Annotated in this window: 25 protein-coding genes and 1 tRNA gene; 18 read left to right on the top strand and 8 right to left on the bottom strand. The window is 30.6% G+C overall.

The genetic code is table 11. The annotated features are described in order from the left end of the window. Position 1: 1 nt before the first annotated feature. Positions 2–778, bottom strand: a complete 777-nt coding sequence (gene surE, locus ACI389_RS04105; RefSeq protein WP_439780270.1) for a 5'/3'-nucleotidase SurE — start codon at positions 776–778, stop codon at positions 2–4. Positions 779–902: 124 nt separating this feature from the next. Here surE and ACI389_RS04100 point away from each other — a divergent pair, with 124 nt between their 5' ends. After that, complete coding sequence (locus ACI389_RS04100) at positions 903–1,805, top strand: restriction endonuclease (RefSeq protein ID WP_439780269.1); 903 nt, start codon at positions 903–905, stop codon at positions 1,803–1,805. On the opposite strand, the gene ACI389_RS04095 is transcribed toward ACI389_RS04100, so the two are convergent. Together ACI389_RS04095 and cfbB are read right to left on the bottom strand one after the other, a co-directional pair. After that, the gene (locus ACI389_RS04095) at positions 1,791–2,852 is read right to left on the bottom strand and encodes an oligosaccharide repeat unit polymerase family protein (RefSeq protein WP_439780268.1); all 1,062 of its coding nucleotides are present in this window, start codon (positions 2,850–2,852) and stop codon (positions 1,791–1,793) included. The two genes, ACI389_RS04100 and ACI389_RS04095, sit on opposite strands and share 15 nt — an antisense overlap. A gap of 1 nt (position 2,853) precedes the next feature. Further along, positions 2,854–4,209 (bottom strand): Ni-sirohydrochlorin a,c-diamide synthase, encoded by a 1,356-nt coding sequence (cfbB, locus tag ACI389_RS04090; protein ID WP_439780267.1) that lies wholly within the window; start codon positions 4,207–4,209, stop codon positions 2,854–2,856. Between the two features lie 118 nt (positions 4,210–4,327). On the opposite strand from cfbB, the gene ACI389_RS04085 reads away from it, so the two are divergent. The 3 genes from ACI389_RS04085 to ACI389_RS04075 are packed head-to-tail and all read left to right on the top strand — an operon-like array spanning position 4,328 to position 7,787. After that, positions 4,328–6,154 (top strand): threonine--tRNA ligase, encoded by a 1,827-nt coding sequence (locus ACI389_RS04085; RefSeq protein ID WP_439780266.1) that lies wholly within the window; start codon positions 4,328–4,330, stop codon positions 6,152–6,154. Between the two features lie 57 nt (positions 6,155–6,211). Then, on the top strand, positions 6,212–7,453 hold the full coding sequence (locus ACI389_RS04080; protein WP_439780442.1) for a bifunctional 5,6,7,8-tetrahydromethanopterin hydro-lyase/3-hexulose-6-phosphate synthase: 1,242 nt from the start codon (positions 6,212–6,214) through the stop codon (positions 7,451–7,453). A gap of 52 nt (positions 7,454–7,505) precedes the next feature. Further along, positions 7,506–7,787 carry a zinc ribbon domain-containing protein gene (locus tag ACI389_RS04075; protein WP_439780265.1) on the top strand — a complete coding sequence of 94 codons (282 nt, stop codon included), beginning with the start codon at positions 7,506–7,508 and terminating at the stop codon, positions 7,785–7,787. Here ACI389_RS04075 and ACI389_RS04070 read toward each other — a convergent pair. Then, entirely contained in the window at positions 7,784–8,581 is a 798-nt protein-coding gene (locus tag ACI389_RS04070) for a phosphoserine phosphatase (RefSeq protein WP_439780264.1), read from the bottom strand. The two genes, ACI389_RS04075 and ACI389_RS04070, sit on opposite strands and share 4 nt — an antisense overlap. Before the next feature lie 279 nt (positions 8,582–8,860). Here ACI389_RS04070 and ACI389_RS04065 point away from each other — a divergent pair, with 279 nt between their 5' ends. The 5 genes from ACI389_RS04065 (at position 8,861) to hisB (ending at position 12,819) form a co-directional block, all read left to right on the top strand. Next, complete coding sequence (locus ACI389_RS04065) at positions 8,861–9,445, top strand: flavodoxin family protein (protein WP_439780263.1); 585 nt, start codon at positions 8,861–8,863, stop codon at positions 9,443–9,445. Between the two features lie 50 nt (positions 9,446–9,495). Beyond that, a complete protein-coding gene (locus tag ACI389_RS04060; protein ID WP_439780262.1) occupies positions 9,496–11,052 on the top strand; it encodes an oligosaccharide flippase family protein in 1,557 nt (518 codons plus the stop codon). Positions 11,053–11,289: 237 nt separating this feature from the next. Then, positions 11,290–11,982 (top strand): TOBE domain-containing protein, encoded by a 693-nt coding sequence (locus ACI389_RS04055; protein ID WP_439780261.1) that lies wholly within the window; start codon positions 11,290–11,292, stop codon positions 11,980–11,982. Between the two features lie 18 nt (positions 11,983–12,000). Further along, a complete protein-coding gene (locus ACI389_RS04050; RefSeq protein ID WP_439780260.1) occupies positions 12,001–12,192 on the top strand; it encodes a 4Fe-4S binding protein in 192 nt (63 codons plus the stop codon). A 48-nt stretch (positions 12,193–12,240) separates the two neighbouring features. Continuing rightward, on the top strand, positions 12,241–12,819 hold the full coding sequence (hisB, locus tag ACI389_RS04045; RefSeq protein ID WP_439780259.1) for an imidazoleglycerol-phosphate dehydratase HisB: 579 nt from the start codon (positions 12,241–12,243) through the stop codon (positions 12,817–12,819). Positions 12,820–12,928: 109 nt separating this feature from the next. Here the strand turns inward: hisB and ACI389_RS04040 are convergent, their stop codons facing one another. Beyond that, the gene (locus ACI389_RS04040; RefSeq protein WP_439780258.1) at positions 12,929–13,756 is read right to left on the bottom strand and encodes a F420-dependent methylenetetrahydromethanopterin dehydrogenase; all 828 of its coding nucleotides are present in this window, start codon (positions 13,754–13,756) and stop codon (positions 12,929–12,931) included. 256 nt (positions 13,757–14,012) lie between these two features. Continuing rightward, positions 14,013–14,084: transfer RNA gene (locus ACI389_RS04035), tRNA-Val, on the bottom strand. 124 nt (positions 14,085–14,208) lie between these two features. On the opposite strand from ACI389_RS04035, the gene ACI389_RS04030 reads away from it, so the two are divergent. Together ACI389_RS04030 and ACI389_RS04025 are read left to right on the top strand one after the other, a co-directional pair. Then, complete coding sequence (locus ACI389_RS04030) at positions 14,209–15,132, top strand: branched-chain amino acid transaminase (RefSeq protein ID WP_439780257.1); 924 nt, start codon at positions 14,209–14,211, stop codon at positions 15,130–15,132. A 12-nt stretch (positions 15,133–15,144) separates the two neighbouring features. Then, a complete protein-coding gene (locus ACI389_RS04025; protein ID WP_439780256.1) occupies positions 15,145–15,978 on the top strand; it encodes an undecaprenyl-diphosphate phosphatase in 834 nt (277 codons plus the stop codon). A 29-nt stretch (positions 15,979–16,007) separates the two neighbouring features. Here ACI389_RS04025 and cobT read toward each other — a convergent pair whose 3' ends face one another. Both cobT and ACI389_RS04015 read right to left on the bottom strand, forming a co-directional pair. Further along, complete coding sequence (gene cobT / locus ACI389_RS04020; protein ID WP_439780255.1) at positions 16,008–17,069, bottom strand: nicotinate mononucleotide-dependent phosphoribosyltransferase CobT; 1,062 nt, start codon at positions 17,067–17,069, stop codon at positions 16,008–16,010. Next, a complete protein-coding gene (locus ACI389_RS04015) occupies positions 17,062–17,565 on the bottom strand; it encodes a hypothetical protein (protein ID WP_439780254.1) in 504 nt (167 codons plus the stop codon). The genes cobT and ACI389_RS04015 overlap by 8 nt, the downstream gene beginning before the upstream one ends. An 80-nt stretch (positions 17,566–17,645) precedes the next feature. On the opposite strand from ACI389_RS04015, the gene ACI389_RS04010 reads away from it, so the two are divergent. The 7 genes from ACI389_RS04010 to ACI389_RS03980 all read left to right on the top strand — a co-directional run bounded on the left by ACI389_RS04010 (position 17,646) and on the right by ACI389_RS03980 (position 25,796). Next, positions 17,646–19,244, top strand: a complete 1,599-nt coding sequence (locus ACI389_RS04010; RefSeq protein WP_439780253.1) for a bifunctional N(6)-L-threonylcarbamoyladenine synthase/serine/threonine protein kinase — start codon at positions 17,646–17,648, stop codon at positions 19,242–19,244. A gap of 47 nt (positions 19,245–19,291) precedes the next feature. Further along, complete coding sequence (locus ACI389_RS04005) at positions 19,292–19,843, top strand: XTP/dITP diphosphatase (protein ID WP_439780252.1); 552 nt, start codon at positions 19,292–19,294, stop codon at positions 19,841–19,843. Positions 19,844–19,912: 69 nt separating this feature from the next. Beyond that, positions 19,913–20,311, top strand: coding sequence for a 30S ribosomal protein S15 (locus ACI389_RS04000; protein ID WP_439780251.1), 399 nt, complete (start codon positions 19,913–19,915; stop codon positions 20,309–20,311). Next, positions 20,301–21,635, top strand: a complete 1,335-nt coding sequence (locus ACI389_RS03995) for a DHHA1 domain-containing protein (RefSeq protein ID WP_439780250.1) — start codon at positions 20,301–20,303, stop codon at positions 21,633–21,635. Before ACI389_RS04000 ends, ACI389_RS03995 begins: the two co-directional genes overlap by 11 nt. A 1-nt stretch (position 21,636) precedes the next feature. After that, on the top strand, positions 21,637–22,824 hold the full coding sequence (locus tag ACI389_RS03990; RefSeq protein WP_439780249.1) for an aconitase X: 1,188 nt from the start codon (positions 21,637–21,639) through the stop codon (positions 22,822–22,824). Positions 22,825–22,906: 82 nt separating this feature from the next. After that, positions 22,907–24,292, top strand: coding sequence for a Mur ligase family protein (locus ACI389_RS03985; protein WP_439780248.1), 1,386 nt, complete (start codon positions 22,907–22,909; stop codon positions 24,290–24,292). Continuing rightward, positions 24,285–25,796, top strand: coding sequence for a Mur ligase family protein (locus tag ACI389_RS03980; protein ID WP_439780247.1), 1,512 nt, complete (start codon positions 24,285–24,287; stop codon positions 25,794–25,796). Before ACI389_RS03985 ends, ACI389_RS03980 begins: the two co-directional genes overlap by 8 nt. The last annotated feature ends 2 nt before the right edge of the window (positions 25,797–25,798 follow it).

Here is a 25,798-nt window from a genome sequence, read left to right as displayed (position 1 = left end):
ATTATTTTAACCATTTTTTTATTGAGTTTAAATCACCAGTTAAATCTATTTTTAATGGAGTAATTGTAGTTTTTTGACTTACTCTTAATTCATACCCATCGCTTCCAGGTTTATTAAGCTCATAAAGTTCACCATCGATCCAATAGTAGGGTTTTCCACGTGGATCTAAGCGTTGTTCAACAACAGGTGAATACATCCTATTTCCTAATTCCACAACTTCAAATTCATCATCTGAAGGGTTTGCAGGAACATTAACATTTAATAAGTCAATTCCTTCAGGTAATCCTTTTTTTAATACTATTTTTGCTAATTTATTAAGCATTTCGACTGCAAAATCAAAATCCACTTCTACTTTACCATTTTCAAATTTAACATCGTCTTGTGTTACTTCTTGAGAAATAGCAATTGTTGGGATACCAAAACTTGCAGCTTCAATTGCTGCTCCTAATGTTCCGGAAGTTGTTAATTCTGCTTTACCAATATTAAACCCTGTATTTATTCCAGAAATCATTATGTCTGGTTTTTCATCCATTATATCAAATAATGCAATTGTTACAGCATCTGTTGGAGTTCCACTTACTCCATATCCTATACTTCCGTCTCTTAAAACATGCTCATTTATTCTTAATGGTTCGAATAATGTTAATGCATGACCTATTCCACTTTGTTGTGTTTCGGGTGCAATAACATAAGTATCACATAAGCCTTCCATAGCTTTTTTTGAAGCTAGAATTCCTGAGGCTGTTATTCCGTCATCATTACTTATTAATGCTTTCATAATTATATTAAGGTTTAATCTTCTTAAAATAATTTTATATTTTATAGGGACTTATAAAAAAGTTTAATAACAATTTCTTGTATAAAATATAATATTAATTGCAAAAAACACAACAGGTGGAAACGTGGAAAAACCACAATTGATTAATTTTATAGCTAAGGTAATGGAGGACTCAGGTTTTAAAATTTATAAGAATTTTAAAACTTCTCAGAAGGTTATAGATATATATGCTATTTTACCCACTACTATTGGTGATTTTGGTGTTGTTGTAGCATGTAAAAACTATGATAAAGATTTTGAAGTTGGTGTTGATGTATTAAGGGAAATGGAAGAAGTCCAACAAAATATTAAGGCATCTAAAGTGACTATTGTTGCATCATCTTATTTTTCAGATCAAGCAAAGAATTATGCTCTTAGAAAAAACATTAAATTAGTAGATAGAGATGGATTACTTGAGCTTGCTAAAAAATATCAAGACAGAACTCGTCAAACTACATTGGATAATACTGAGTATGATGGAGGGGCATCTCAATATATTGAGGAAGAATACCCTGAATATGCTTATGATGCTTCTGATATGGAATATTTGATGAGAAGAAGAGAGCAAAATCCTGCTGTTTATAAAAATACATTATATAGACAAACTGGCGAAGAAAATAGACAATCTAGATTTTCATCTATTTTAAATAGAAGAAATTCAACTGGTGGTTTGTCAAATACGACCAATTTATATAATTATGAATCTAGAAAAAGTACTTTTGGACAGGATTCATTTATCTTTAATTTAGTTAAAAACCCAATTGTATTAATTATTTTAGTTGTAGCAGTTTCATATATTATTTCTTATGTTGCAGGTAATCTATTAAAAGTAGATGCGGGAATAAGTGGATTAATAGAGATGGTTGTAGCATTGCTTCTTTCATATGGTCTCTCATTATACACAGATAGAAATAGGGATTTCATTGTTAAAGGAACATTCATATTCTTTATTTCATTAATTATCTTAATTATATTAATTTTTGTTTAATTTAATATAATTACGATTAATTATTATTAAAATTAATCCAAGTAAATATAAGAACCAAATCATAATATCTGTGGGTCCAGTTTCTATCCAAATTAATGTGTGTATTAAAATAATGGAATAAATTCCAATTCCAATTCCTTTTTTTAATTTATAAAGCATTCCCATGAATGCTCCCATGAATAACATTTGAATTGCAAGGCCAATTAATCCAAAGTCAAGAGTAACAGGTCCAAATAGGGTTGATGTAAGACAAACTGTGTAGTGCAATACATATTCACCAATAAATGTTCTTGGACTTCCAGATGAGAAAATCATACTTAGAATATGCCCGTTTGTTGAGCCAGCAAGTGGAATTATTTTTTCAAAGACTTCTAAGGTAAATGCTGCTCTATAGAATACTAATTGAGCAGGATTTAATGTCCAATGTTGATTAGCTATTGATTGGGATGCAATATATCCTATAGCCATTAACCCAATAACCATTACTGCGATAAATAAAATTCCTATTTTTTTAGATATTTTTCCTAGATAATAAAGTGTAATAAAAGAACTTCCTAAAATTCCTAAAACTGATGTTCTATATCCATTAAGGCCGAATATTAAAGCTCCAAGTGCAACTAGAATTAAGTATTTTTTATTATAATATTTTGCAAGAAGAATGTTTATCATTATTAAGAATAAGGGATATGCCACTCTCCAAATGTTTGTTGTTGCATTTGACTTTAAAACACTATTAAAAAGAGGGATTCCTCCAATTAGTACTATATTTAAAGTTTGCAATACTAAGGCTATTAAAACAAGAATTATTAATAACTTTTCGGATATAAAATTGATTTCTCGGGTATTTTCTACTTTGATTTTATTTTTAATAATTAAAAATCCGCCAGAAAAGAGTATGCATGCGAAAATAATAATTAAAAACACGTTCATGTTAAGTGGATCTTCAAATCTGTAGTCAAATGATCCTATATATCCCATTACTAAAAATACAAGAATTGCCACTACAATGATTAATGGGTTAAAAAAATCAATTTTTTTAAGATTCATTTTATCCTCCGAGTTCCAAAGAAGAAATACATAAGTTTCCACCAAAGTTTGGCATAGCAGCTACATGAGTGTGGACATAACTTGCAAGTGTATTTCTTTGCATAAATCCATCTTGATTATTGTAAGACCCTTTTCCTCTTAATATATTGAATGCTAGTTTGTGTTTAATATTGCTATTGTCTACAAGAACTTTTGAATAATGGAATTCATGACCATTGAATTTTTCACCTTTTTTGCAGATAATGTTGTCCTCTTTTACTTCAGCGATAGTGTATTTTAGTGCTTGTACTCTATCTGTTAGAATAGCTTTGTAAGGATATACCTTTGTCATAGGATGTTCATGTATTGAATTCATAAGGTACATTAAACCACCACATTCGGCAAATATAGGTCTATCTTCTAGATGGAAGTTCTTAATTTGTGATAGCATATTTTGATTTGCATTAAGTTCTTTGGAGAATAATTCAGGATATCCTCCACCAATGTATAATCCATCAACATCTGGTAGTTCTTCATCATTTAACGGTGAGAAATATATTACTTTAGCATTGTTTGCTTCAAGTGATTCAATATTTTCCTTATAATAAAAGTTAAACACTTCATCATAAGCAACTCCGATTTTAACAGGTTGTTTGTTTATTTTATTCCAAATTGGAGTAATTTCGGATGTAAGTTTAGGTGCTGTTTTTGCAATTTCAACTAATCTATCTAAATCAATTGAGTTTTTAATGATATCTGACCATAAATCAATAAATTTAAGTGAATTTTCCCTTTCACGAGCAGGAACAAGACCTAAATGTCTTTGTTCAATGGAAATATTGTTATCACGTATTATTCCGCCGATAACTTCAGTGTTTGTTATCTCTTCAATTGATTTTTTGGTTTTTTCATAATGTGCCTTATTTTTAACTTTATTTAAGATAACTCCAGCAATATTAATTTCAGGATCTAATGCTTTAAAACCTAAAACAATAGCTGCAGCACTTTTAACAAGGCTTCTAGAATTAATGATTAAAATTACTGGAGCTTTCAAAGATTTAGCTATTGCAGCAGTACTTCCAATATCATTTACAGAATCAATTCCTTCATAAAGCCCTCTTACTCCTTCAATAATTGCTATATCTTTTTTATTCATTCCTTTAAGATAGGAGTCTCTAATTTGGCCTTCTTTCATAAAAAATGAATCTAAATTTCTTGAAACATTTCCAGTAGCTAATGTGTGATAAGATGGATCAATATAATCTGGACCAACTTTAAATGGCTGAACATTATATTTTTCACTTAGTGCTTTCATTATTCCAGTAGCTATTGTTGTTTTTCCAACTGCACTTCCAGTTCCTGCTAAAATAATTCTCATGATTAAAATATATTTATATATTTTATTAAAAAGTTATCTTTTTGAAATTAAATATTAAGATTAGCTATTTTTATATAATATTAAAAATAAAAATTAATTCATAATATATGGTGGTAAAATGAGAATTTTATTAATTCATTCTGATTATTTAAATTATAATGTAAAAAACAAAACACCTGTAGCTGAAGATATTGAGGATGCTAAAAAAGAAGGTTCCTTTGATGACTCTTTAGTAGTATTTACAGCTGTTGAAAAAGATGATGAAAATAATCCAGAAGGTATTGTTAAAAATTTAGTTAGTGAAGTTAAAAAAACTAATGATCAAGTTAAAGCTGAAAATATTGTATTATATCCATATGCTCACTTATCTTCTTCATTAAGCTCTCCAAAAATAGCAGTACAAATTTTAAAAGATGCAGAGGAAGCTTTACTTGCTGAAGATTTTAATGTGAAAAGAGTACCTTTCGGATGGTATAAAGCATTTGAAATCTCCTGTAAAGGTCACCCATTAAGTGAACTTTCTAGAACTATAACTGCTGATGATGCAGATGAAGCTAAAGTTGAGAGAAAACCTTCAAAATGGCAAATTCTCGAAGGAGACAAAATTACTCAAATCGAAGACTTTAAATTTGATAATAAAACTTTTAAACAGTTAGTTGATTATGAATTAGGTCGCGGAGCATCTGATGAAGGTGAACCTCCTCATGTTAAACTAATGAGAGAAAAAGAAATCTGTGATTATGAACCAGTTTCTGATGTTGGAAATCTCAGATGGTTCCCAAAAGGTAGGTTAATAAGAGATTTACTTGCGGATTATGTTTACAATCTTACTGTAGATAACGGAGCAATGCCTATTGAAACTCCAATTTTCTATGATTTAGATAATGAAGCAATCTATCAACATGCATACAAATTTGGTGAAAGACAATACAGAACAGACACCAAAAAGAATTTAATGCTTAGATTTGCATGTTGTTTTGGAGCATTCAGATTAATGGCTGATTCATACTTAACTTGGAAAAATTTACCTGCTAAAGTTTATGAATTATCCACTTACAGTTTCCGTTTCGAGAAAAAAGGAGAAGTTGTTGGTCTTAAAAGATTAAGAGCATTCACCATGCCAGATTTCCACTCATTCTGTGCTGATGTTTCTGCATCTCTTGAAGAATTCTCAAAACAAACTGATATGTGTATGAGTACTGGTAAAGATTTAAATTTAGACTTTGAAGTAATTTTCAGAGCAACCCAAGATTTCTTCGATGATAATGAAGAATGGATGTATGAAATTGCTAAAAAATTCGACAAACCAGTATTATTAGAAATCTTACCTGAAAGACACCATTATTGGGTATGTAAAATCGATTTAGCAAATATTGATGCTTTAGGTCGTCCAATTGAAAACCCAACTGTTCAAATCGATGTTGAAAGTGGTAAAAGATTCGATATTTCCTACTTAGGAGAAGATGGAGAACAACATACTCCAGCAATCTTACATTGTTCCCCAACCGGAAGTATTGAAAGAGTTTTATGTGCAATGCTTGAAAAAACTGCAATTGAATTAAATGAGAAATCTCCAATGTTACCAACTTGGTTAAGTCCAATACAAGCAAGAATATTAACTGTTGGTGAAGCTCACAAGGAATTTGCAGAAGAACTTTATGCTAAAATTAATGCTTCAAACATTCGTGTAGATATTGATGATAGGGATGAAAGTGTAGGTAAAAAAATTAGAAATGCTTCTAAAGAATGGATTCCATACATTTTCGTCGTTGGAGATAAAGAAGTTGAATCTGGTAAATTCCAAGTAACTGTACGTGAAACTGGTGAAAAAGTTGACATGACTGTCGATGAGTTAATTGCTGAAATTAACGAAAAATGTGAAGGAAAACCTTTCAGAAGATTACCTTTACCTAAAGATATCTCAAAAAGGATTAACTTCCAATAAATAATTATATTTATAATTTAACTAATACTATTATATGGAGGAAATTTAATGAACCCAATGTATAAAATAGGAGAAGCTCTTATTGGAGATGGCCCTGAATTAGCACACATTGATTTATTAATTGGTGATAAATTTGGCCCTGTTGGTCAAGCTTTCGCTAATGGTTTATCAAACTTATCTGTAGGACACACTCCTTTAACAAGCGTAATTAGACCTAATTTAATGACTAAACCAGCTACTTTAATTATTCCTAAAGTAACTGTTGGCGATTTAGACGATGCTAGTAAAATATTTGGACCTGCACAAACTGCTGTTGCAAGAGCAGTTGCTGATGCAGTAGAAGAAGGATACATTCCAAAAGAAATTGTAGAAGATATTGTAATTAATGTAAGTGTATTCATTGATCCATCTGCAAAAGATTTCAGGAAAATTTATCAATACAATTATGGGGCAACAAAATTAGCTATTAGAAGAGCAATGGAAGGTTACCCATCAATGGAAAAAGTTTTAGCTGAAAAAGACCGTGGAACTCACCCAATCATGGGATTCAAAGTCAAAAAACTTTGGTCACCACCATACTTACAAGTTGCACTTGACTTAGATAATGAAGCAGCAATGGAAAGAATCATTAATGATTTACCAGACAATGATAGAATTTTACTCGAAGCAGGAACTCCTCTTGTTAAAAAATTCGGTGTTGGAATTATTGGAAAAATCAGAGCATTACGTCCTGATGCATTCATTATTGCTGATTTAAAAACTTTAGATGTTGGTCGTGTAGAAGTTAAAATGGCAGCAGATGAAACTGCTGATGCAGTAGCTATTTCTGGTCTTGGTACTGTTGAATCTATTGCTAAAGCTATTCATGAAACCCAAAAACAAGGTATTTACTCAATCTTAGACATGATGAATGTTGCTGGATTTGAAGAAAAATTAGCTAAACTTCCTGATGACTTAAAACCAGATATTGTTTTATTACACAGAAATGTGGACATGGAAACCTATAGAGCAGAACACGGTGAAGATACTAGTGATATGACTGAATGGGGTAACATTAAAGATATTAAAGCACTTCTTGGTGATAAAGGTCTTGTTGCTGTTGCTGGAGGTATTAAACCTTCTAACGCTGAAGATGCTATTGAAAAAGGTGCTAACATCATCATTGCAGGTAGATACATCATTGGTTCTAGAGATGTAAGAAGAGCTGCACAAGACTTCTTAGAACACTTCGAACCAGATCCAGATAATATGAGACTTGCTATGGATGAAGATGAAAATATTGAAGTAAAAGATGACTAGTAAATTAGATTTTTTCTAATTTACAACTATTTTTTTTAATGGAGTTTTTATTATGGGATTTTGCAATTCATGCGGTAGACCAATTGTAAAAGAAGATTATGGAACTAACAAAGATGGAAGTTTAAATCCTGATTTTTGTAAAGATTGTTATCAAAATGGTGAATATACAGAACCTGATATAACTCTTCAGGAAATAATTGTAAGAAAAACAAAAGAAATGATGGAGAAAAATCCAAGATTGCCTGAAACACAAGCTACTGGTATTACAGCATTGTTCATTCCAGGACTTAAGAGATGGAATCCTGAGTTTCAAGATGATTACAAAACTCTCTAATCCTCTCTTTTTAAAATAAATTCTTTAACTTTATTTGTTATATGCTCATCATGAGTTTTCTTAGCTTTAATTTTGTATAATTCTTCTTCTAAGCTATTAATTTTATCAACTAATTCATTATATTCTAAACGAAGAGCATCATAATCTTTTTCAAGCTTTTCATTAAGTTCATAAATTTCAGCATAACCAGTTTTTGTATTGAAATTTTCTTGTTTTAATTGATCGTATTTTTCAGAAACTTGATTATAACTATTTTTAATTGTCAAATTATCTTCTTTTAATTTAGAACATTCAGTTTTAAGATTTTTATTTTCTTCTTTAATACTTACACATTGTATTTTTAAATTTTCATTTTCAATTTTAATACTAGCAAATTTTGCTTTTAAGTTTTCGTTTTCTTCTTTAAGATTGTTTAAATTATTTTTTTGCAAGGAAACATATTTATTTTCAGCTTCTTTTAAAGAGGAAAGTTCTGTTTTTAATTGTTTAATTCCTTCTTCATAATTTGAAGTGGAATTTAAGTTTTCATTCATTTTTTCATTCAATTGTTTCACTTCCTTAACATAAAAATAATTAGCGACTTTTAAAAATTCGTTTTCTTCTTCTCGATCATTGAAATTTTCAATTTCACTATTTGGGATAATTAAAACTTCTTCATTATTATCATAAATGTCTTCATTTTTAGGAATGGTAATTTGAATTTGTTTTGTGGTGTATTTCTTCTTTTCACCATTTTTTAGTGTTCTATTATATTCTCTTGAATATTTTTTTACTTTGCCTTTCCCAAATTTCATAAATTATCCCCTTATAATTAAATACAATTTTGATTTTTTAATTAAATAAATATTTTGTAACTAAGTTTAATTGAGTAGTATTTTTTGTCCCTGTCTTTAGTAATGTTTTGATATAGGGATTTATCAGATTTATTCTTATATTTTATCGATATGTTGGATTGTGTTTTATGAATAAGAAACAAATTACTATTAATAACTCTTAAATTGATTAGGAGATAGTTATGATTTTCATAGTTTATTTTAAAAAATTATTTTAATCACGGCTTCTAAACTATTTTTATGAAAGTTTTTGGAATTTGTGCAAGTCCTAGATTAAGTACAACCCATTATGTTTTAAATAATGTTTTAGATTCTTTAAGTAATCATGGATTTGAAACAACCTTATTTAATTGCAATGCTAAGGACTTAAAACCTTGTATGCATTGTGATTATTGTCTTGAACATAAAAAATGTGTTATTCAGGATGATATGAGTGAAGTTTATGAGAATCTTCAGAATTCTGATGGAATTATTTTAGCAACTCCTGTTCAATCAGGTTCTATTTCAGCAAACCTATCAGTAATAATGGATAGAACTAGGGCATTAGAAGCTATTGACTACAATTTACTTAGGGGTAAAATCGGAATGAGTATTGCTGTTGGTGGTGATCGCACTGGTGGTCAAGATTTCGCTCATTTAGCTAACATCACTTATTTTATGATACATGGTATTATCCCGGTTAGTGGAGGGCCATTTGGTTCTAATCTTGGAGCATCCTTTTGGTCAAATGATTGCCTAGATGATATTAAAAAAGATGAGTATGGGATGGAATCATTGGATAGGACTTTAATTGAATTTGAAAATTTTTTAAATAAGTATATTTAAATACTAAAATCAAGTTAAATTTAATAGTAACTAGTTTTTAAGGTAATATTATGGCGAATAAGTTAGTAAGAGGTAGTTTAATAATTCTTATAGGTAATGTAATTTTCCGTATTGGAGGTTATATTTACCGTTTTTTAATGGCGATTCTACTTGGACCTACTGCATATGGTATTTTAGGGATTACTTTGCCATTTCAAGGAATTTTTCAGACTTTATCTGCTGGAGGACTTCCTCCTGCCATTGCTAAATATGTTGCTGAATATGAAGCCATTAATGAAAAAGATATGGCTCGTCAGACAATTTATACGGCTTTAAAGATTATGGTTTTTTTAGGTCTATTTTTTGGAGTAATAATGATTTTTGTTGTTGCTCCATATTTGGCTTATGATTACTTGGGAAAACCAGAGGCATTAATTCCTTTACAAATTGTAGGTCTTATTACTCCATTTAGTGTTATTGTTGGTGCTTTTAGAGGAGCATTCCAAGGAGTATATAAAATGGAATATATTGTATATACTCGTGCTGTAGAACAACTTGGTATGATTTTATTTGCAACAGCTTTTGTTTTAATAGGTTTATCTACAATTGGTGCTTTATGGGGTACTGTTTTAGGATATTCTCTTTCTGTTGTAGCGGCGGTTTATATTTTTAAATATCATATGGGTAATTTAATACCTGAAGCTAGTGAGGATTTTGTTTTCTCTAGGCGCGATGAATTAAAACTTGCAACTACATTGGTTAAATTTTCTATTCCAGTAATTATCACAGCTATTGCTGAAATGCTTATTTATAATATTTGTACTATTGTAATGGGTAAGTTTTTAACATTTGATGATATCGGATTTTTTGCAGCAGCAGATCCTATTTCAAGGCTTCCTTTGATTATCTCAGTTTCTATTGCGACTACAATTTTACCAGCTTCTTCAGAGGCATTTAAATTAAAAGATATAGGTATGCTCCAAAAATATGTTTCAGAAGCTTATAAATTTTCATTGTTATTTGTTATTCCGATGTGTGTTGGCCTTGCATTATTTGCTGAACCTACTTTAAGAGTTCTTTATTTCAAAAATCCAGCTTATGTAGCAGGGGCTATGGCTTTATCAATTTTATCTATAGGTATGACATTTTATTCAATATTTTCTATTTCAACTAGTATTGTTCAAGGAATAGGTAATCCTAGAATTCCAATGTATATTTTAGTTGGTGGTGCTATTGTAACTGGTGTTTTGAATTGGATAATGGTTCCAACTCTTGGAATCGCTGGTGGTGCACTTGCTACTACTGTGGCTTGTTTTTTAATGATGGTTCCATGTGTGTATTTTGTATTTAGATTAACAAAAACTAAGGCGCCTGTTGCGCAAGTAGTTAAGATATTGGTTGCATCAGGAATTATGGCTACAGTTGCATATTTTATTCCAAAAGATACTTTATGGTTATTCCCTGGAATATTTTTATGTATGATTGTATATTTCTTTGCTTTAATTTTAGTTAAATTCTTCCAAAAAGAGGATATTGAAAGTTTAAGAGGGATTTCATCTAAATTTGGTCCTCTCTCTAAAATTATTAATAAATTGTTGAATTTCATTGAAAGAATTGAGTTTAGGTAAATGAATAATTTTGGATTTGAATCGATTTTTCCCAATATTATTATTTCTTATTCTTAATTTATTCTTTATTATTGCTTAATGTTGATTATTTTGAAAAAATGAGTGTTATTTAATAAATTATAAAATTTTATTAAATTTATTTTATATTTATTGAATAAATTTAAATTTGATAAAGAATAATCAAAAGATATTTAATTATAGAAATAAATATAATATTATAATTTTGGGGGGATTATCATGGCTGATGTAAATGCAGGTGTAGAATACAAAATTAATGTAGATGGTAATTTATTTTTATTAGATAATAAAAAATATCAGCTATTGCAGGCTATTTTAGATACTTGCTCATTAACAAGTGCTTCTAAAGAAATTCAAGTTTCTTATAGGACTGCTTTAAACTACATTGAGAAAATGGAATCTGCACTTAATGTAAAAATCGTTAATACTACTAAAGGTGGTAAAGGTGGTGGGGGAGGAACCTCTCTTACAGATGATGGGTACTCCATATTAAAAGAATGTAAAAAGATTAATGCAATTATGGAACTTCACAATGAAGTTAATGAAATTGAGGCAGATATTGTCGATATTAATACTGAAAAAGGTGTAATGACTATTAAAATGAATCAGTTTGAAATAAATGCACCATTAAATAGGAATTATTCTATTGGAGATAGAATTTTAGCTTTAATAAGTTATGATAATATATTTTTAATGTTGGAACCTCAATCTTCAAGTATTCGTAATGTTTTAAAAGGTAGAATTGTTGAAATGAAACTTCAAAATGAGATAATTCGTGTTAAAGTTGATGTTGGTGGAGTTGTTTTATGCTCTGACATTACTGTTTCTGCTGAGAAGGAATTAGATCTTAAAATTGGCACTGAAGTTTATGTTGGTTTTAAGGCAATGTCTGTTGCAACATTAAAATTATGATTATTGTGAGGAGATTAGATGTTACAAATTTTGGTTGATGAAGAAAAATGTATTGGTTGTGGAAATTGTGCTGAGATTTGTCCAAAATCTGCTAAAATTTGGAAAATCACAGATGTTGCACATATATTAGATTTAAGATATTGTCATGTTTGTACACTATGTGCAATGGAATGCCCTACTCAATGCATTATAATTGAACGTAATGGTTGAACTATTTAAATTATTTAAGCTAAATTTAATTATTTTATGGGTTGGATTATGAATAGAAATACAAATGTTTCAAGAAAAACATCTGAAACTGATATTAATATAATGATGAATCTTGATGGTACGGGCAAATATAATATTTCAACTGGTGTAAATTTTTTTAATCATATGTTAGAATCATTTTCAAAGCATAGTATGATAGATTTAGATGTCCAAGCTATTGGAGATATTGAAATTGATGATCATCATACAATTGAGGATGTTGGAATATTACTTGGTGAAGCATTTGCTGAAGCTATTGGTGATAAAAAAGGAATTAAAAGAATGGCTCATGCTATTGTTCCAATGGATGAGTCAGTAGCGACAGTAGCAATAGATATTAGTGGACGTAGTTATTGTAATATGGATTTAAAATTTAAAAATGAAAAAATTGGAGACATGACTTCTGATATTGTAATTCATTTCTTTGAATCTTTTGCAGGCTCTGCTAAATTGAATATTTATGGAACTGTTGAAGGGGTTAATGACCACCATAAAGCTGAAGCTATTTTTAAAGCATTTGCTAAAGCTATCAAAGAAGCAATAAAAATAGAACATGATCAAATTCCTTCTACAAAAGGTGTATTATAGTTATTAATTAGCTATCTTTTTTTCTTATTTTATAAAAATTAGTTTATGGTATACTGGTTGAATGGTTTATTATTTAAAAAAATAAAAAAAGAAAAGTAGTAGAAACTACTTATTCTGGTTTTGAGATTAAGTCAGTTTTAGAACCTAAGTTTCCTTCTTTCATGTGAGGGGTTCTTAAAACAGTATCATTTGCTTTTTCAATGTCTCTTGCTTCTTGAGCTAATTTAGCAGCACATCCAGCAATTTCGTGAGCAGCAGCTACTAATGGGATGAAGTTTTCGAAACCTTTGGTCATGAAACAACCTTTCATGTCTAAGTTTGCAACAGATCCAGCCATTTCGTATGCAGCAATTGCTTTTGCTTTTGCGTATGGGTTTGCGAATCCACCTGCTTCAGCAGCTTTTTCAGCGGTAACAATGAGTTTAGGTAATTCGATTTCTCCAGCTTCAGCTTGTTCAATTACATTGTCAATAGTTTTTTGGACTAATCTTAATGCTCCAGTTTCAGCTAATACTTTTAAGATGTCAGCGTTGAAAATAGCCATTTCAGTTGGGTCTAACCATTCTCTTTTTGCACCAATCATTGGGTCAGACATAACAATAATGTAACCTAATCCTTGTTCATCCATTTCATCTTTTTTACCTTTACCTGGTGCATCACCTACGATAATAGCAGGGATGTCTTTTTCAGATAATAATTCTCTTGCTTTAGCAGGTCCAGGTGCTCCTGGGTTTGGGCTAATGAAAATTGCGAAATCTGGTTCGAATGCATCTATTTTAGGTACGACATCTTCTACTTGTTCAGGGTTCATTTTTGCTCCAGATCCAAAAGTTCTTACATCAATATTTGGTCTGTCTGCTCTTTCATCTAACAATAGGTCAATTACTGGTGAAGTACCAATATTACCACTTTTAATAATAGCAATTTTAACTACCATAATTTAAATCTCCTTTTTCGATAATACTAATTTTGGTTAGAAAAGTATTTAAATTTTGTTATTTGTTATTTTTAGTTATTATACTACTTATTTTTTTAAAAATTATCCATTATTTCATTTATTTAATAAAAAAATAAACAAAATTCATTATTTTAAGTTTTTTTTAAGAAAAATAATTTACATAAGTAATAATTTTTTATTTAAAATAGAACGAAAAAGGATACTTAAATTGATAAAATTTTTAAAATTAGAATAGTGGTTCCGACGAGATTCGAACTCGTGATCCCCTCCTTGTAAGGGAGGTATCATACCACTAGACCACGGAACCAACAAATATTGTTATGAACTTAATAGTATATATACTTTTCCTTTTTTCAAATTTTAACAAAGTAAATTTTAATATATGATAAAAACATAACTAACATATACTTAATATTATTTGAAGTGATAAAATGGTATGGGATGACACAGCTAGTAAAATTTGGGTAGATGGTGAAATGGTTGATTGGAAAGACGCAAAAATTCATGTTCTTTCTCATGTAGTCCATTATGGTACCAGTGTTTTTGAAGGAATCCGCGCATATAAAAATGAAAATGGTGTTGCAGTATTTCGTTTAAAAGAACATGTACAACGTTTATTTGATTCTGCAAAAATCTATAAAATGGAAATTCCATTTACACCAGAAGAAATTGAAGAAGCAATTTTAGAAACTGTTCGTGTAAATGATTTAAATGGATGTTACATCCGTCCTATTGCATTTAAAGGATATGGACAATTAGGTGTAGATCCTAGTGGATGTCCTGTTAATGTAGTAATTGCTGCTTGGGAATGGGGATCTTATTTAGGTGAAGAAGGAATGGCAAATGGTGTAGATATTGGTGTATCTTCATGGAGAAAACCTGCTCCAGATACTTTCCCAGCACTTGCAAAATGTGGTGCTAATTATATGAACTCTCAATTAGCAAAACTTGAAGCTATTGATAATGGATATGATGAAGCTATTATGCTTGATTATGAAGGACATGTTTCTGAAGGTAGTGGAGAAAATATTTTCTTAGTTGAAGGTGAAAAATTATTCACTCCATCCATGTCATCATCTAACCTCAAAGGTATCACAAGAGATTCTATAATGACTGTTGCACGTGATTTAGGTTATGAAGTTATTGAAGAAGTTATTTCAAGAGAAAGATTATACTCTGCTGATGAAGTATTCTTTACTGGAACTGCAGCTGAAGTAACTCCAATTCGTTCTATTGACCACAGAACTATTGGTATTGGTAAAAGAGGACCAATTTCTGAAAAATTACAAACTGCTTTCTTCGATATTGTTGAAGCTAAAGTAGAAGATAAATATGGTTGGTTATCTTATATTTAAGTGGTGTAGCTTATGGATATATTACAAGCTATAATAATTGGTATTGTTCAGGGATTAACTGAATTTTTACCAGTTAGTAGCTCAGCACATTTAGTTTTTGCCCATAATTTATTAAATGTTGAAAGTTCTCTAGCTTTTGATGTTTTACTTCATGTAGGAACATTAATTGCAGTATTATGGTTCTTCCGTGGGGATATAATCAAAATGATTAGATCCTGGTTATTAAGTATTGGGGACATATTGCAAGGAAGATTTAAAGAAGGTTTCTATAATGATCCTTATAAAAGACTTGCTTGGTATGTTATTTTAGCAACTATCCCCGTTGGAATTGTGGGAATATTGTTTAATGATGCAGTTGAATCATTTTTCGAAGGTGCACTTTATGTTCCAGCATTTTTCTTATTTGTAACTGGTACTATTCTTTACCTATCTCAAAGAATGAATAGTGGTAAAATTAACATGAATAATATTTCTAAATTTGAATCTCTTATAATGGGATTAGGACAAGCGTGTGCAATATTGCCTGGTCTTTCACGTTCAGGTACTACTATTGCAGCTGGTTTAGTAATGGGACTTGACAAAGAGTTTGCTGCTAAATTTAGTTTTATTTTATCCATTCCAGCAATATGTGGAGCATTTGTCTTTAAACTAGGGGATCTTGGTGCTTCAATGAGTATTAACTTTTTACCAATGTTTATTGGTTTTATTGCATCAATAATTGCAGGATATTTAGCTATTAAATGGATGTTAGATTTAATTAAAAATAGAAGTTTAGATATTTTTGCATATTATTGTTGGTTGATTGGTATTATAGTGTTTATGGGTTCAATTACCCATATATTCTAAAATTAAAAAAAATAGAGATTAATAATTCTCTATTCACATACTTTTTCTATTTTTTCTCTTAATTCTTCAACAGAATTTCCTAAAACAAGTGCTGTAAACATCATTCCTCCAGCCCCTACTCCTTCTTTAACAAATCCTGTTAAGTAATTTCTCAATCCTTCATGTTTAGATTCTTCAAATTTAGGATCCACTATATTAACTGTAATATTATCATCAATTTGATTTAAAATACCAAATAGATCTGCAGTTTCATCATCTGCAACAAATACAGTAGTAGCTAAATTAATTCTTGAAAAATCAAAGTTTGGTTGAATTGATTTTATTACAGCACAAGTCGCAGCCATTTGTGTTCCACCAGCTAAGATAATTGGAACATCTGAGCCTAACACAAGACCAGCAATTGCAGCTATTGTTGGATCACCTACAGCAGCAATAGCTTGTATAGCATCTACTTCACCAGGAACTACTCCTGCATTTTTCAAACCTTCATCAACAACTTTTGATTTTAAGTCATGAGGATTGTGAGGCATACTTCCACTAACTTTTTCATTAGCTTTATAACCTAATGCTCTTAACACTCCAAGTGCTGTTGTTGTTCCAGCAGCTATACTTTCACCAATAATTAGAAATTCGTGTCTTCTAGATAATTCAGCACCTAAATCTTTTCCATTTTCAATAATTTCTAATGGATTTACAACACCTTTTCCAGTTCTTATGTCGTTACCAGATTCTTTTCCTAAGCTGTAGTAGGATACATCTGCTTTTACTTTAGATCCAGCATCAATAATAACAAATGGTATATTTGAAAGTTGAAGTGATGCTTTTGTAAGTCTTGCAGGTGTCGGTGCTGCTGCACCGCCAACTACTGTCTCTGCAGCAGTTTGTGTACAATGAACCTCCCCTAAGACTAAAAACTCTGCATCTGCTGCAGGTGTAAATAATGTTAATTCAGGTGTTGCTCCTGCTCCTGAAATATTTGGAATTGTTGAGGTATCAGTTGTTCCTATTGTAAGTAAAAATACAGGTTCCTCACATTCTTGTAATTTTTCAATAAGTTCAGTTGAACCATAAGTTTTTATTCCATCAATCATTATTTTCACCTAGTTTTTTCAATTGTTCTAAAATTAATTTATTTTGATTAATAATTTTTTTATTTTGCAACATGATTTTCTTTAGCATTTCTATTTCAGGTAATTCATCATCATTTAAGAATTGCTTTCCATCTCTTGCTCTTGGTGGAATTTTAATTTGATTTTTTGGGGGTAGTGATTTTTTATCACTTCCTTTTGGAGGTATAACTCCTCTTGATGCACTATCTTCATTTGTAATGAAGTCAACATATCTATGTGTTACCTTGTTTTTTCCTCGCTCATCAAGTAATTCCATTAGTCTGTCATCTACTTCCTTAACACCATGGAGTTGTTCTTGTTCTACCTCGTGTAATAATCTTTTTTGAATATTATAAGCATTATAAATTGGAATTCCACGGGTTTCACATTCATTTTTAAACATGTCACTGATGTTAATATCTCCTGTTAATTTTTTAACTCTTTTTTCTTCTGGAGTATTAGCGCTATAAAATCCCATATTTTTTTATTATGTTTTTTAGATTTAAAAAATATTTTTATATTTTTAAAAGTAATATAATAATTAATTGAATTTTTTAGTTGATTATTTTGATATGTTTAGGAATTGAGGGAACTGCAGAAAAAACTGGTGTCGGTATTGTTGATAGTGATGGTAATATATTAGCTATGGCTGGAAATCAATTGTTTCCGAAAGAAGGTGGTATTCATCCAAGAATGGCTGCTGAGCATCATGCAGAATGGATTCCAAAATTAATTCCGCAGGCTATTGAAGAATCTGGACTTTCTTATGAGGATATTGATTTAATTTCATTTTCCCAAGGTCCAGGTTTAGGACCAGGTTTGAGAATCGTTGCAACTTCTGCTCGTAGTCTTGCTTTATCTCTTAAAAAACCAATAATTGGTGTAAATCATTGTATTGGTCATGTTGAAGTTGGAAAACTAGATACTGGTGCTATAAATCCTGTTTCTCTTTATGTAAGTGGCGGAAATAGTCAGGTAATCGCTTATGAAAGTGGACGATATAGGGTATTTGGTGAAACTTTAGACATTGCTATTGGTAATTGTCTTGATCATTTTGGTCGTGAAACAGGGTTAGGCCATCCTGGAGGTCCAGTTGTTGAAAAATTAGCTAAACAAGGTTCATATATTGATTTACCTTATGTTGTAAAAGGAATGGATTTTTCATTTTCAGGATTATTGTCAGCTGCATTAAGGGAAGCTAAAAAAGGAACTCCTATGGAGGATATTTGTTATTCTCTTCAAGAAACTGCTTTTTCTATGCTTGTTGAAGTAACTGAACGTGCTCTGTCACATACTCAAAAAGATGAAGTTATGTTGTGTGGTGGAGTTTCAGCTAATTCAAGACTAAGAGAAATGCTTAAAACAATGGCTGAAGAGCATGGTGCTAAATTCTACATGCCTAAAATGGAACTTTGTGGTGATAATGGAGTAATGATTGCATGGTTAGGTCTTTTAATGTGTAAAGAGTTCGGGCCAATGGATTTATCTCAAACAGGAATTATTCAAAAGTTTAGAACTGATGAAGTTGATATTCCGTGGATTGATAATACTAAATCTTATTTAAAATTGAGTGATGATTTAATAGCTAAAGGAGCAGAATCTAACATTGTTAAAAGTAGTTATTTAGGTGAAAATGTTATCTTAAAAGACAGAATCCCTAAAGGCTATAGAATTCCTGAAATAGATAATAAAATTAGAAAATTAAGAACAAAAGAAGAGGCTAAACTTTTATCTGATGCAAAGCGTGCTGGTGTTAGAACACCTATATTATATGATGTTAATTTAAAAGAAAAATCAATCGTTATGGAAGAGATTAAAGGAAATATGGTTAAGGATGTTATTAATGAGGATTTAGCATTCAGAATTGGTGAGGAGATTGCAAAGCTTCATTCTGCAGATATTATTCATGGAGATATTACTTCATCTAATATTATGATTCAAGATGATAAATTAGTTTTCATTGACTTTGGTCTTGGGAGATATTCTAATTTAGATGAAGATAAAGCAGTTGATTTACTTGTATTAAAGAAATCTTTCCAAAGTATTGACTATAATTTAGCATTAAAATATTTTGATTGTGTATTGAAAGGATATGCTGATGAGAGTATTGTCAATAAAATATCTGACATTGAATCTCGTGGAAGATATACTCATTAAATTTTATTGGATTAACTATATAAAAAAATGAAATCATACTTAAATATATGATAACATTTATAACTGGTAACGAACATAAAGTTAAAGAAGCAGAGAATATTTTCAAAGATTATGACATTAACTTAGAGCATATTGATTTAGGTTATGAAGAACCTCAAGGAACTCTTGAGGAGGTAGCTATATCAGGCGCAAAATATGCTTGTCATAAACTTGATAAACCTGTGATTGTTGAAGATGCTGGTTTATTCATTAAAGCTTTAAATGGATTTCCTGGAACTTATTCACATTATGTTCAAGATACTTTAGGAAATCAAGGAATTTTAAAGTTATTAGCAGATACTGATGACCGTTATGCCGAATTCAGGTCAGTTATTGGGTACTGTGCCCCCAATTCTGAGCCCAAGATCTTTTTAGGTAAGGTGTCAGGGGAAATCGCAGTTGAAGAAAGGGGAGATTTAGGTTTTGCTTTTGATCCACTTTTTTATATTCCAAGTCTAGATAAGACATTTGGTGAACTTACAACTGATGAAAAAAACCAATTTTCACATAGAAAAAATTCTTTAGAAAAATTTATTAAATGGTATTCTAGTCAAGAATAGTTGCATATTTCTAAAAATTTTGAATTTATACTTATTGGGCTTATTTAAAAATATTAAAGAGGTTATATTATGGCAAGACCAGAATGGGTAACTTATAGTGATGAAGAAATTGAAGAAATGATTTTAAAATTTAACAAAGAAGGTAAAAGTACTTCTGAAATTGGTATTGTATTAAGAGACCAATATGGAATTCCATCTGTAAAAGATGTTACTGGTGAAAGAATAACTCAAATCTTAAAAAGGAATGATCAAGCTGGACAATACCCTGAAGATTTATTAAATTTAATCAGAAGAGCTGTTAACATCAGAGATCACTTAGCAGAAAATCCTAAAGATTTACACTCCAAAAGAGGTTTAACCATCATTGAATCCAGAATCAGAAGATTAGCATCTTATTACGTAAGTGAAGGTGCATTACCAGAAGGATGGAGATATAATCCAAAAGAAGCAGCACTCCTTGTTAAATAGGGCTAGTGAAGCAACTGATATGCTCAAAGAGCATATTGAAAAGGATGATGTTATAAGAATAATTTCTCATAATGATGCTGATGGAATATCCTCAGCAGCAGTGTTAGCGAATGCTCTTGCTGAAGATGATGTTCAATTTCACACTACAATTATTCCTCGTCTTAAAGAGGATATTGTAGATCAGTTAAGGCATGAAAATTATGATTTATTCATATTTTCAGATATGGGAAGTCCATTTATTAAAGAATTCAATACATATAAACATGATGTTATTGTTGCAGATCACCATCAAGTAGATGATACTGAAGCAGAGTCTAATGTTGTTCATTTAAATCCTCATTTATTTGGAATAGATGGTAGTAAGGATTTATGTGGTGCAGGTTCAAGTTATCTTACTATTCGTGAACTTGATAAAAAGCATTTAGCTTATTTTGCTTTGGTTGGTGCATTTGGTGATATGCAAGGACAAAATGGATTTACTGGTGTAAATAAACTGATTGTTGATGATGCTCTTGAAAGTGGAACTTTAGAAATCCATGAGGGATTAAAAATAGTTTCTAAAGCATCTGAGCCAATTTTCAAATCTTTAGCTTATACTTTTTCACCACCTTTACCTAAAATCAGTGGAGATTTTGAAGGTGCACGTGAATTTTTAGAACGTATGAATTTATCTTATGGAATCAAATTCAATGATTTAGAAGATGAAGAGAAAGATTTGTTAAAAGATGTTCTCATGTCCATTAATCCAGAAATATTTGGAGATTGTTATACTGTTCCAAAAGAAGTACCACTATTACGTGATTTAGAAGAATATTCTTATATTCTTGATGCATGTGGTAAAAACAAGAAACAAGGTTTAGGTTTAAGTATTGCACTTGGAGAACGTGAAAAAGCACTTGATACTGCTTTAAAACTACAACGTCAATATCGTGACCAAATTGTTAAAGGACTTGAATGGATTAAAAAACAAGGTGCTGAACAACTTAATAGTATTCAATACTTATATTCTGAAGATAAAGTATTAAAATCTGTAATGGGCACTATTGCAAGTATTGGTTTATCAGTTGAATTGTTGGATGATTCAAAACCAGTAATTGGTCTTTCAAGACTTCATAAGGATATTAAAATATCTGGTAGGACCACTCGAGAAATGGTTGATAAAGGGGTTAATTTAGGTAAAGCATTACAAGACTCTTCAAACAACTTTAATGGTTCTGGAGGAGGTCATGACATTGCAGCAGGTGCTATGATTCCTTATGAATTTAAAGATAGTTTCCTACACTTAGTTGATGAAATGGTTGAATATCAATTAACTAATGATTAATATGTTTTTAACAAAAAAAGAAGAACAAATGTGTGATGGGGAGTTTGGAGAAACCATTAGGAAAAGTATGGATATTTTAGTTGCTTTAGGAGATATCTATGGTGCTTCTAAATTGGTTGACATTACTTCTGCACAAGTATCTGGTGTTTCATATAAAACTATTGGAGATGCTGGATTAGAATATCTTGAAGATTTAGCTCGTGATGGATCAGGTAAAGCTACTATTAATGCTTCTTTAAACCCACCAGGAACTGATTTAGATAATTGGAAAGAGTTAGGTTTTCCAGAGGAATTTGCAATTAAGCAAAATCAAATTGTAGATGCTTATGCAAATCTTGGAATTTATAAAACATGTACTTGTACACCATATTTAGTTGGTAATGTTCCAAGATTCGCAGATCATGTATCTTGGTCAGAATCATCTGCTGTAGCATTTGTTAATTCTGTTATTGGTGCTAGAACTAATCGTGAGGGTGGACCGGCTGCATTAGCAGCAGCTATTGTTGGTAAAACTCCATTATATGGATTTCACTTAGAACAAAATAGGAAAGCTGATTTAATTGTTAATGTTGATTGTGAAATTAATGGTGCAGATTTTGGTGCATTAGGTTATATTATTGGTAAATTTGTTGGTGGGGGAGTTCCTTACTTTAATTTAAAAAATTCACCTGATAATAATGATTTAAAAACATTAGGAGCAGCACTCGCGTCTTCAGGTTCAGTTGCACTTTATCATGTAGAGAATATAACTCCTGAATACCAAAATGCTGGAAAAGATGATGTTGAAGATGTGATGTTTGTTTCAAGAGATCAAATTAATGAAACTCGCCAAAAATTATCCACTACTGATAAGGCACCAGATCTAATTTGTTTAGGATGTCCTCATGCATCTCTTGATGAAATTAAGCAAGTAGCTAACATTGTCCAAGGTAAAACTATTAAAAACAAATTATGGATTTGCACATCCGTAAGTGTAAAGGCAACAGCTGACAGAATGGGTTATACTAAAATTATTGAACAATCAGGTGGAAATGTTGTTTGTGATACATGTATGGTTGTAGCTCCTATTGAGGATATGGGCTTTGAAGTAATTGGTGTAAACTCAGCAAAAGCAGCAAATTATGTTCCATCTATGTGTGGACTTGATGTTGTATATAATGATGTGGAAAATTTAATTCAATTTGAATAAATTTTCTAATTTTTTTTTTAAAAATCTTATTAAATAATAAAATCTAAATATTAATCTAATTAGAATTAGGGGAAGACTTTTTATGAATTATTTAGTTGTTGGTGCTGGAAATGCAAGTAGGCCTGTTGCAAGATTATTGAATCATTTAGGTCATAATGTTACTGTAACAGATTTAAAAGATATTTCCGAATTTAAAATAGAATTTCAAAGAAGTTTAATTGAAATGGAAAAAGAAGGTGTTACTTTGGACATGCCTAATAAAAATCCTTCAGTTGAAGGATTTGATGCGGCGTATTTGCCTCCTACTTTGCCTGAATCTGCTACAATAGCTCAAAAAATTTCAGAGTCTAATCTAAAAATATTAACTAATGAAGAATTTTCTAAAATGGTGAATGATTTAATTCCGGTGGATATTATTGGAATTACTGGGACTATGGGAAAAACTACTACTACTTTTATTACAACTAGTCTATTTAAACAAGCAGGTTATAAAGTCTGGGCATGTTCTTCTCTTGTAAATAATTTAGTTTCAGAAGCTATTATTGATGGTATTGTTAAAGGTAAATCTTATGATTGTGATATAGCTATTTTTGAACTTCCTCATGGTACTATTGGTCTTTTAAATAAATTAAATATTAAAATTGGTCTTTTAACAAATATTGCTGAGGATCATTTGTCTGAGTTTGGTGGTTCTCTTGAAAAATATCAACAACGTAAGTTAATATTGCAGGCTATGAGTGAGATATTTATATCAAATAATTCCTGTCGGGATATAATCGAAAATGTTCGCAGTGATGCACTATTTTATGCATTAGATGAGGATGTTGATTTTAGAGGTACTGTGGGCAATAAATCATTAACTATTACATATGCTGATAATGAATTCACAGCACCGTTTAATATGATGAGTTACTTCTTTGAGAATTCTGTTGCAGCATCTGCTGTTGCATTAACTTATGGTGTTAGTGAAAATGATATTATTGATGCTTTAACTGTATTTAAAGGTCTACCTGCACACATGGAAGATGTTGGCGATTATAATGGTCGAAAAGTAATTTTAGATTCTGCATTTTTATATGATGGAATGAAAATTACTCTTGATTACTTTAAAGATGAAAGTGTTGTATTGTTCTTAGATCATTTTGATACCCTATCAGTAAGAGATAAAGCTGAAGTCGGTGAGCTAATAAGCGGATATAATCTTAAAGTTGTTATAGCTAGTGGATTTAATGAAGTTACACAATGTGTTGAAATGGAAGCTGCACATGAAATTTTAGATGCTATAACAAATCCTGAAATTGAGAAAGTAGCTGTTGAGACAATTGAAAAAGCAGCTGAATTAACTTTCAAGTATTCTCAACCAGGGGATATTATTTTACATATGGGACCACTTATAGCATATGATAGGTTAACTACTGTTGATAAAATTACTAAAGGGCTTGAAATAGGAAGTAAAAAATATGAATAAAAATAAAACCTTCGGAGTTATTGGTGTTTGTGGAGCAAACGGAAATTTAATAGCAAGAATTCTTAAACAAAGAGGATATAATGTTATTGGAACTGATTTATCTTTTAAAAAGGATTGCCGGTTTGCCAAATCATTAGAAGGTTATGATATTGAAATATTCTATGGAAAAACTCCTGAATCTTTCTTTAAAAAGGTGGATTATATAATTCCTCCTGCAAGTTTATCTAAAGAATCCAATCTATTTAAACAAATTGGGGACAAACCTATTGTTGAATTATATGATGTTATTGAAATGATTCAATCTGAAAAACCAGTATTTGGGATAACTGGTACCAATGGTAAGACAACCACTACTACATTACTTAAAAAAATTGCTTATGATAATGGAATCAAACCATGTGAACACATGTTAGATGGTATGCAGGGTAATGCAGAGTTTATTCCAATTCTACAATCCAGATTAAATGGTGATGTAGGAATTCTTGAAGTTGGAACCTTTGGTGTTCCAGGCACTATTGGAAGAATTGTTAAGGATACTGGAATGTCTGGTGGATTAATTACAAACATTACTCCTGATCATTTAAATGATCTTGGAAGTTTCATGGATTATGCGAATGTTAAGGGAGAATTTATTTCAGAAATAGGGCTTGGTCAATTAATTGTAAATGGACAAGATCCAACAATCATGGGGCTTTTAAGAGAACTTGACTTTAAAGGGGAAGTAATTACTTTTGGTGTTGATGAACTTCCAGAATCAGTTGGGATGAAAGAATGTGTATGTGGTAATGAAATAGCTGTTAAGGAAATAATTTCTGGTTGTGGATACTATTTCTGTAAATGTGGACTTACAACTCCTCAAGTTGATTATATTGCAACAAATGTTGATTTGAAAAACAGAACTTTTGATTTACACACACCAACTGAAAAATTAACTGTAAAAATGGGTGTTGATGGACTTCATAATGTTTACAATTTAACTGGAGTTATTATTGCAGCTCATGAATTCTTAGATTTACCTTATGATAAAATTTTACCTACAATTGCAAGTTTTTCTGGTGTAAGTGGAAGAATGGAAGAAGTTGCAAAAGTTAAAGGTAAAGATATTTTTGTTGATTTTGCTCATAATCCTGCAGGTGTGGAAACTGTTTTAAAAGAATTTAAAAAGTTGTTTGGAGATTTTACAACTGTAATTACAATTTCATCTGAATCAGGATATGCTGGTGATATTGATATATTTAATAGTGTTTTAAAATTTTCAAAGTTTATTGTTCCAGCATCTGCTGCATCACAAAAAATAGCACTTGAAAAGCTCAAATCAAAGCCTGAATTAAACGATAGAATATTTTTAAATCATGTTAATGACTTTGAAAAGGAAGGGACTCTTGGTGCTTCTGAAGATGAAGTTAAAGATGGGTTAAAAAAAGCTTTAAACTTAGATTGTGAGATGGTAATAGCTATTGGTGAAGCCGCTACTAAATTCAAGAACGTTGTTTTTGAATTATAATT

The organism is Methanobrevibacter sp., from assembly GCF_051877095.1.
Lineage (GTDB): Archaea > Methanobacteriota > Methanobacteria > Methanobacteriales > Methanobacteriaceae > Methanocatella.
The sequence above is the reverse complement of the archived record's forward strand: the minus strand, read 5'-3'. Positions and strand labels throughout refer to the sequence as shown.

Excerpts from the sequence above, each read along its gene's own strand:
- surE (WP_439780270.1), bottom strand. The coding sequence starts at position 778 with ATGAAAGCATTAATAAGTAATGATGACGGAATAACAGCCTCAGGAATT.
- ACI389_RS04095 (WP_439780268.1), bottom strand. The coding sequence starts at position 2,852 with ATGAATCTTAAAAAAATTGATTTTTTTAACCCATTAATCATTGTAGTG.
- cfbB (WP_439780267.1), bottom strand. The coding sequence starts at position 4,209 with ATGAGAATTATTTTAGCAGGAACTGGAAGTGCAGTTGGAAAAACAACA.
- ACI389_RS04085 (WP_439780266.1), top strand. The coding sequence starts at position 4,328 with ATGAGAATTTTATTAATTCATTCTGATTATTTAAATTATAATGTAAAA.
- ACI389_RS04080 (WP_439780442.1), top strand. The coding sequence starts at position 6,212 with ATGTATAAAATAGGAGAAGCTCTTATTGGAGATGGCCCTGAATTAGCA.
- ACI389_RS04075 (WP_439780265.1), top strand. The coding sequence starts at position 7,506 with ATGGGATTTTGCAATTCATGCGGTAGACCAATTGTAAAAGAAGATTAT.
- ACI389_RS04070 (WP_439780264.1), bottom strand. The coding sequence starts at position 8,581 with ATGAAATTTGGGAAAGGCAAAGTAAAAAAATATTCAAGAGAATATAAT.
- ACI389_RS04065 (WP_439780263.1), top strand. The coding sequence starts at position 8,861 with ATGAAAGTTTTTGGAATTTGTGCAAGTCCTAGATTAAGTACAACCCAT.
- ACI389_RS04060 (WP_439780262.1), top strand. The coding sequence starts at position 9,496 with ATGGCGAATAAGTTAGTAAGAGGTAGTTTAATAATTCTTATAGGTAAT.
- ACI389_RS04055 (WP_439780261.1), top strand. The coding sequence starts at position 11,290 with ATGGCTGATGTAAATGCAGGTGTAGAATACAAAATTAATGTAGATGGT.
- ACI389_RS04050 (WP_439780260.1), top strand. The coding sequence starts at position 12,001 with ATGTTACAAATTTTGGTTGATGAAGAAAAATGTATTGGTTGTGGAAAT.
- hisB (WP_439780259.1), top strand. The coding sequence starts at position 12,241 with ATGAATAGAAATACAAATGTTTCAAGAAAAACATCTGAAACTGATATT.
- ACI389_RS04040 (WP_439780258.1), bottom strand. The coding sequence starts at position 13,756 with ATGGTAGTTAAAATTGCTATTATTAAAAGTGGTAATATTGGTACTTCA.
- ACI389_RS04030 (WP_439780257.1), top strand. The coding sequence starts at position 14,209 with ATGGTATGGGATGACACAGCTAGTAAAATTTGGGTAGATGGTGAAATG.
- ACI389_RS04025 (WP_439780256.1), top strand. The coding sequence starts at position 15,145 with ATGGATATATTACAAGCTATAATAATTGGTATTGTTCAGGGATTAACT.
- cobT (WP_439780255.1), bottom strand. The coding sequence starts at position 17,069 with ATGATTGATGGAATAAAAACTTATGGTTCAACTGAACTTATTGAAAAA.
- ACI389_RS04015 (WP_439780254.1), bottom strand. The coding sequence starts at position 17,565 with ATGGGATTTTATAGCGCTAATACTCCAGAAGAAAAAAGAGTTAAAAAA.
- ACI389_RS04005 (WP_439780252.1), top strand. The coding sequence starts at position 19,292 with ATGATAACATTTATAACTGGTAACGAACATAAAGTTAAAGAAGCAGAG.
- ACI389_RS04000 (WP_439780251.1), top strand. The coding sequence starts at position 19,913 with ATGGCAAGACCAGAATGGGTAACTTATAGTGATGAAGAAATTGAAGAA.
- ACI389_RS03990 (WP_439780249.1), top strand. The coding sequence starts at position 21,637 with ATGTTTTTAACAAAAAAAGAAGAACAAATGTGTGATGGGGAGTTTGGA.
- ACI389_RS03985 (WP_439780248.1), top strand. The coding sequence starts at position 22,907 with ATGAATTATTTAGTTGTTGGTGCTGGAAATGCAAGTAGGCCTGTTGCA.
- ACI389_RS03980 (WP_439780247.1), top strand. The coding sequence starts at position 24,285 with ATGAATAAAAATAAAACCTTCGGAGTTATTGGTGTTTGTGGAGCAAAC.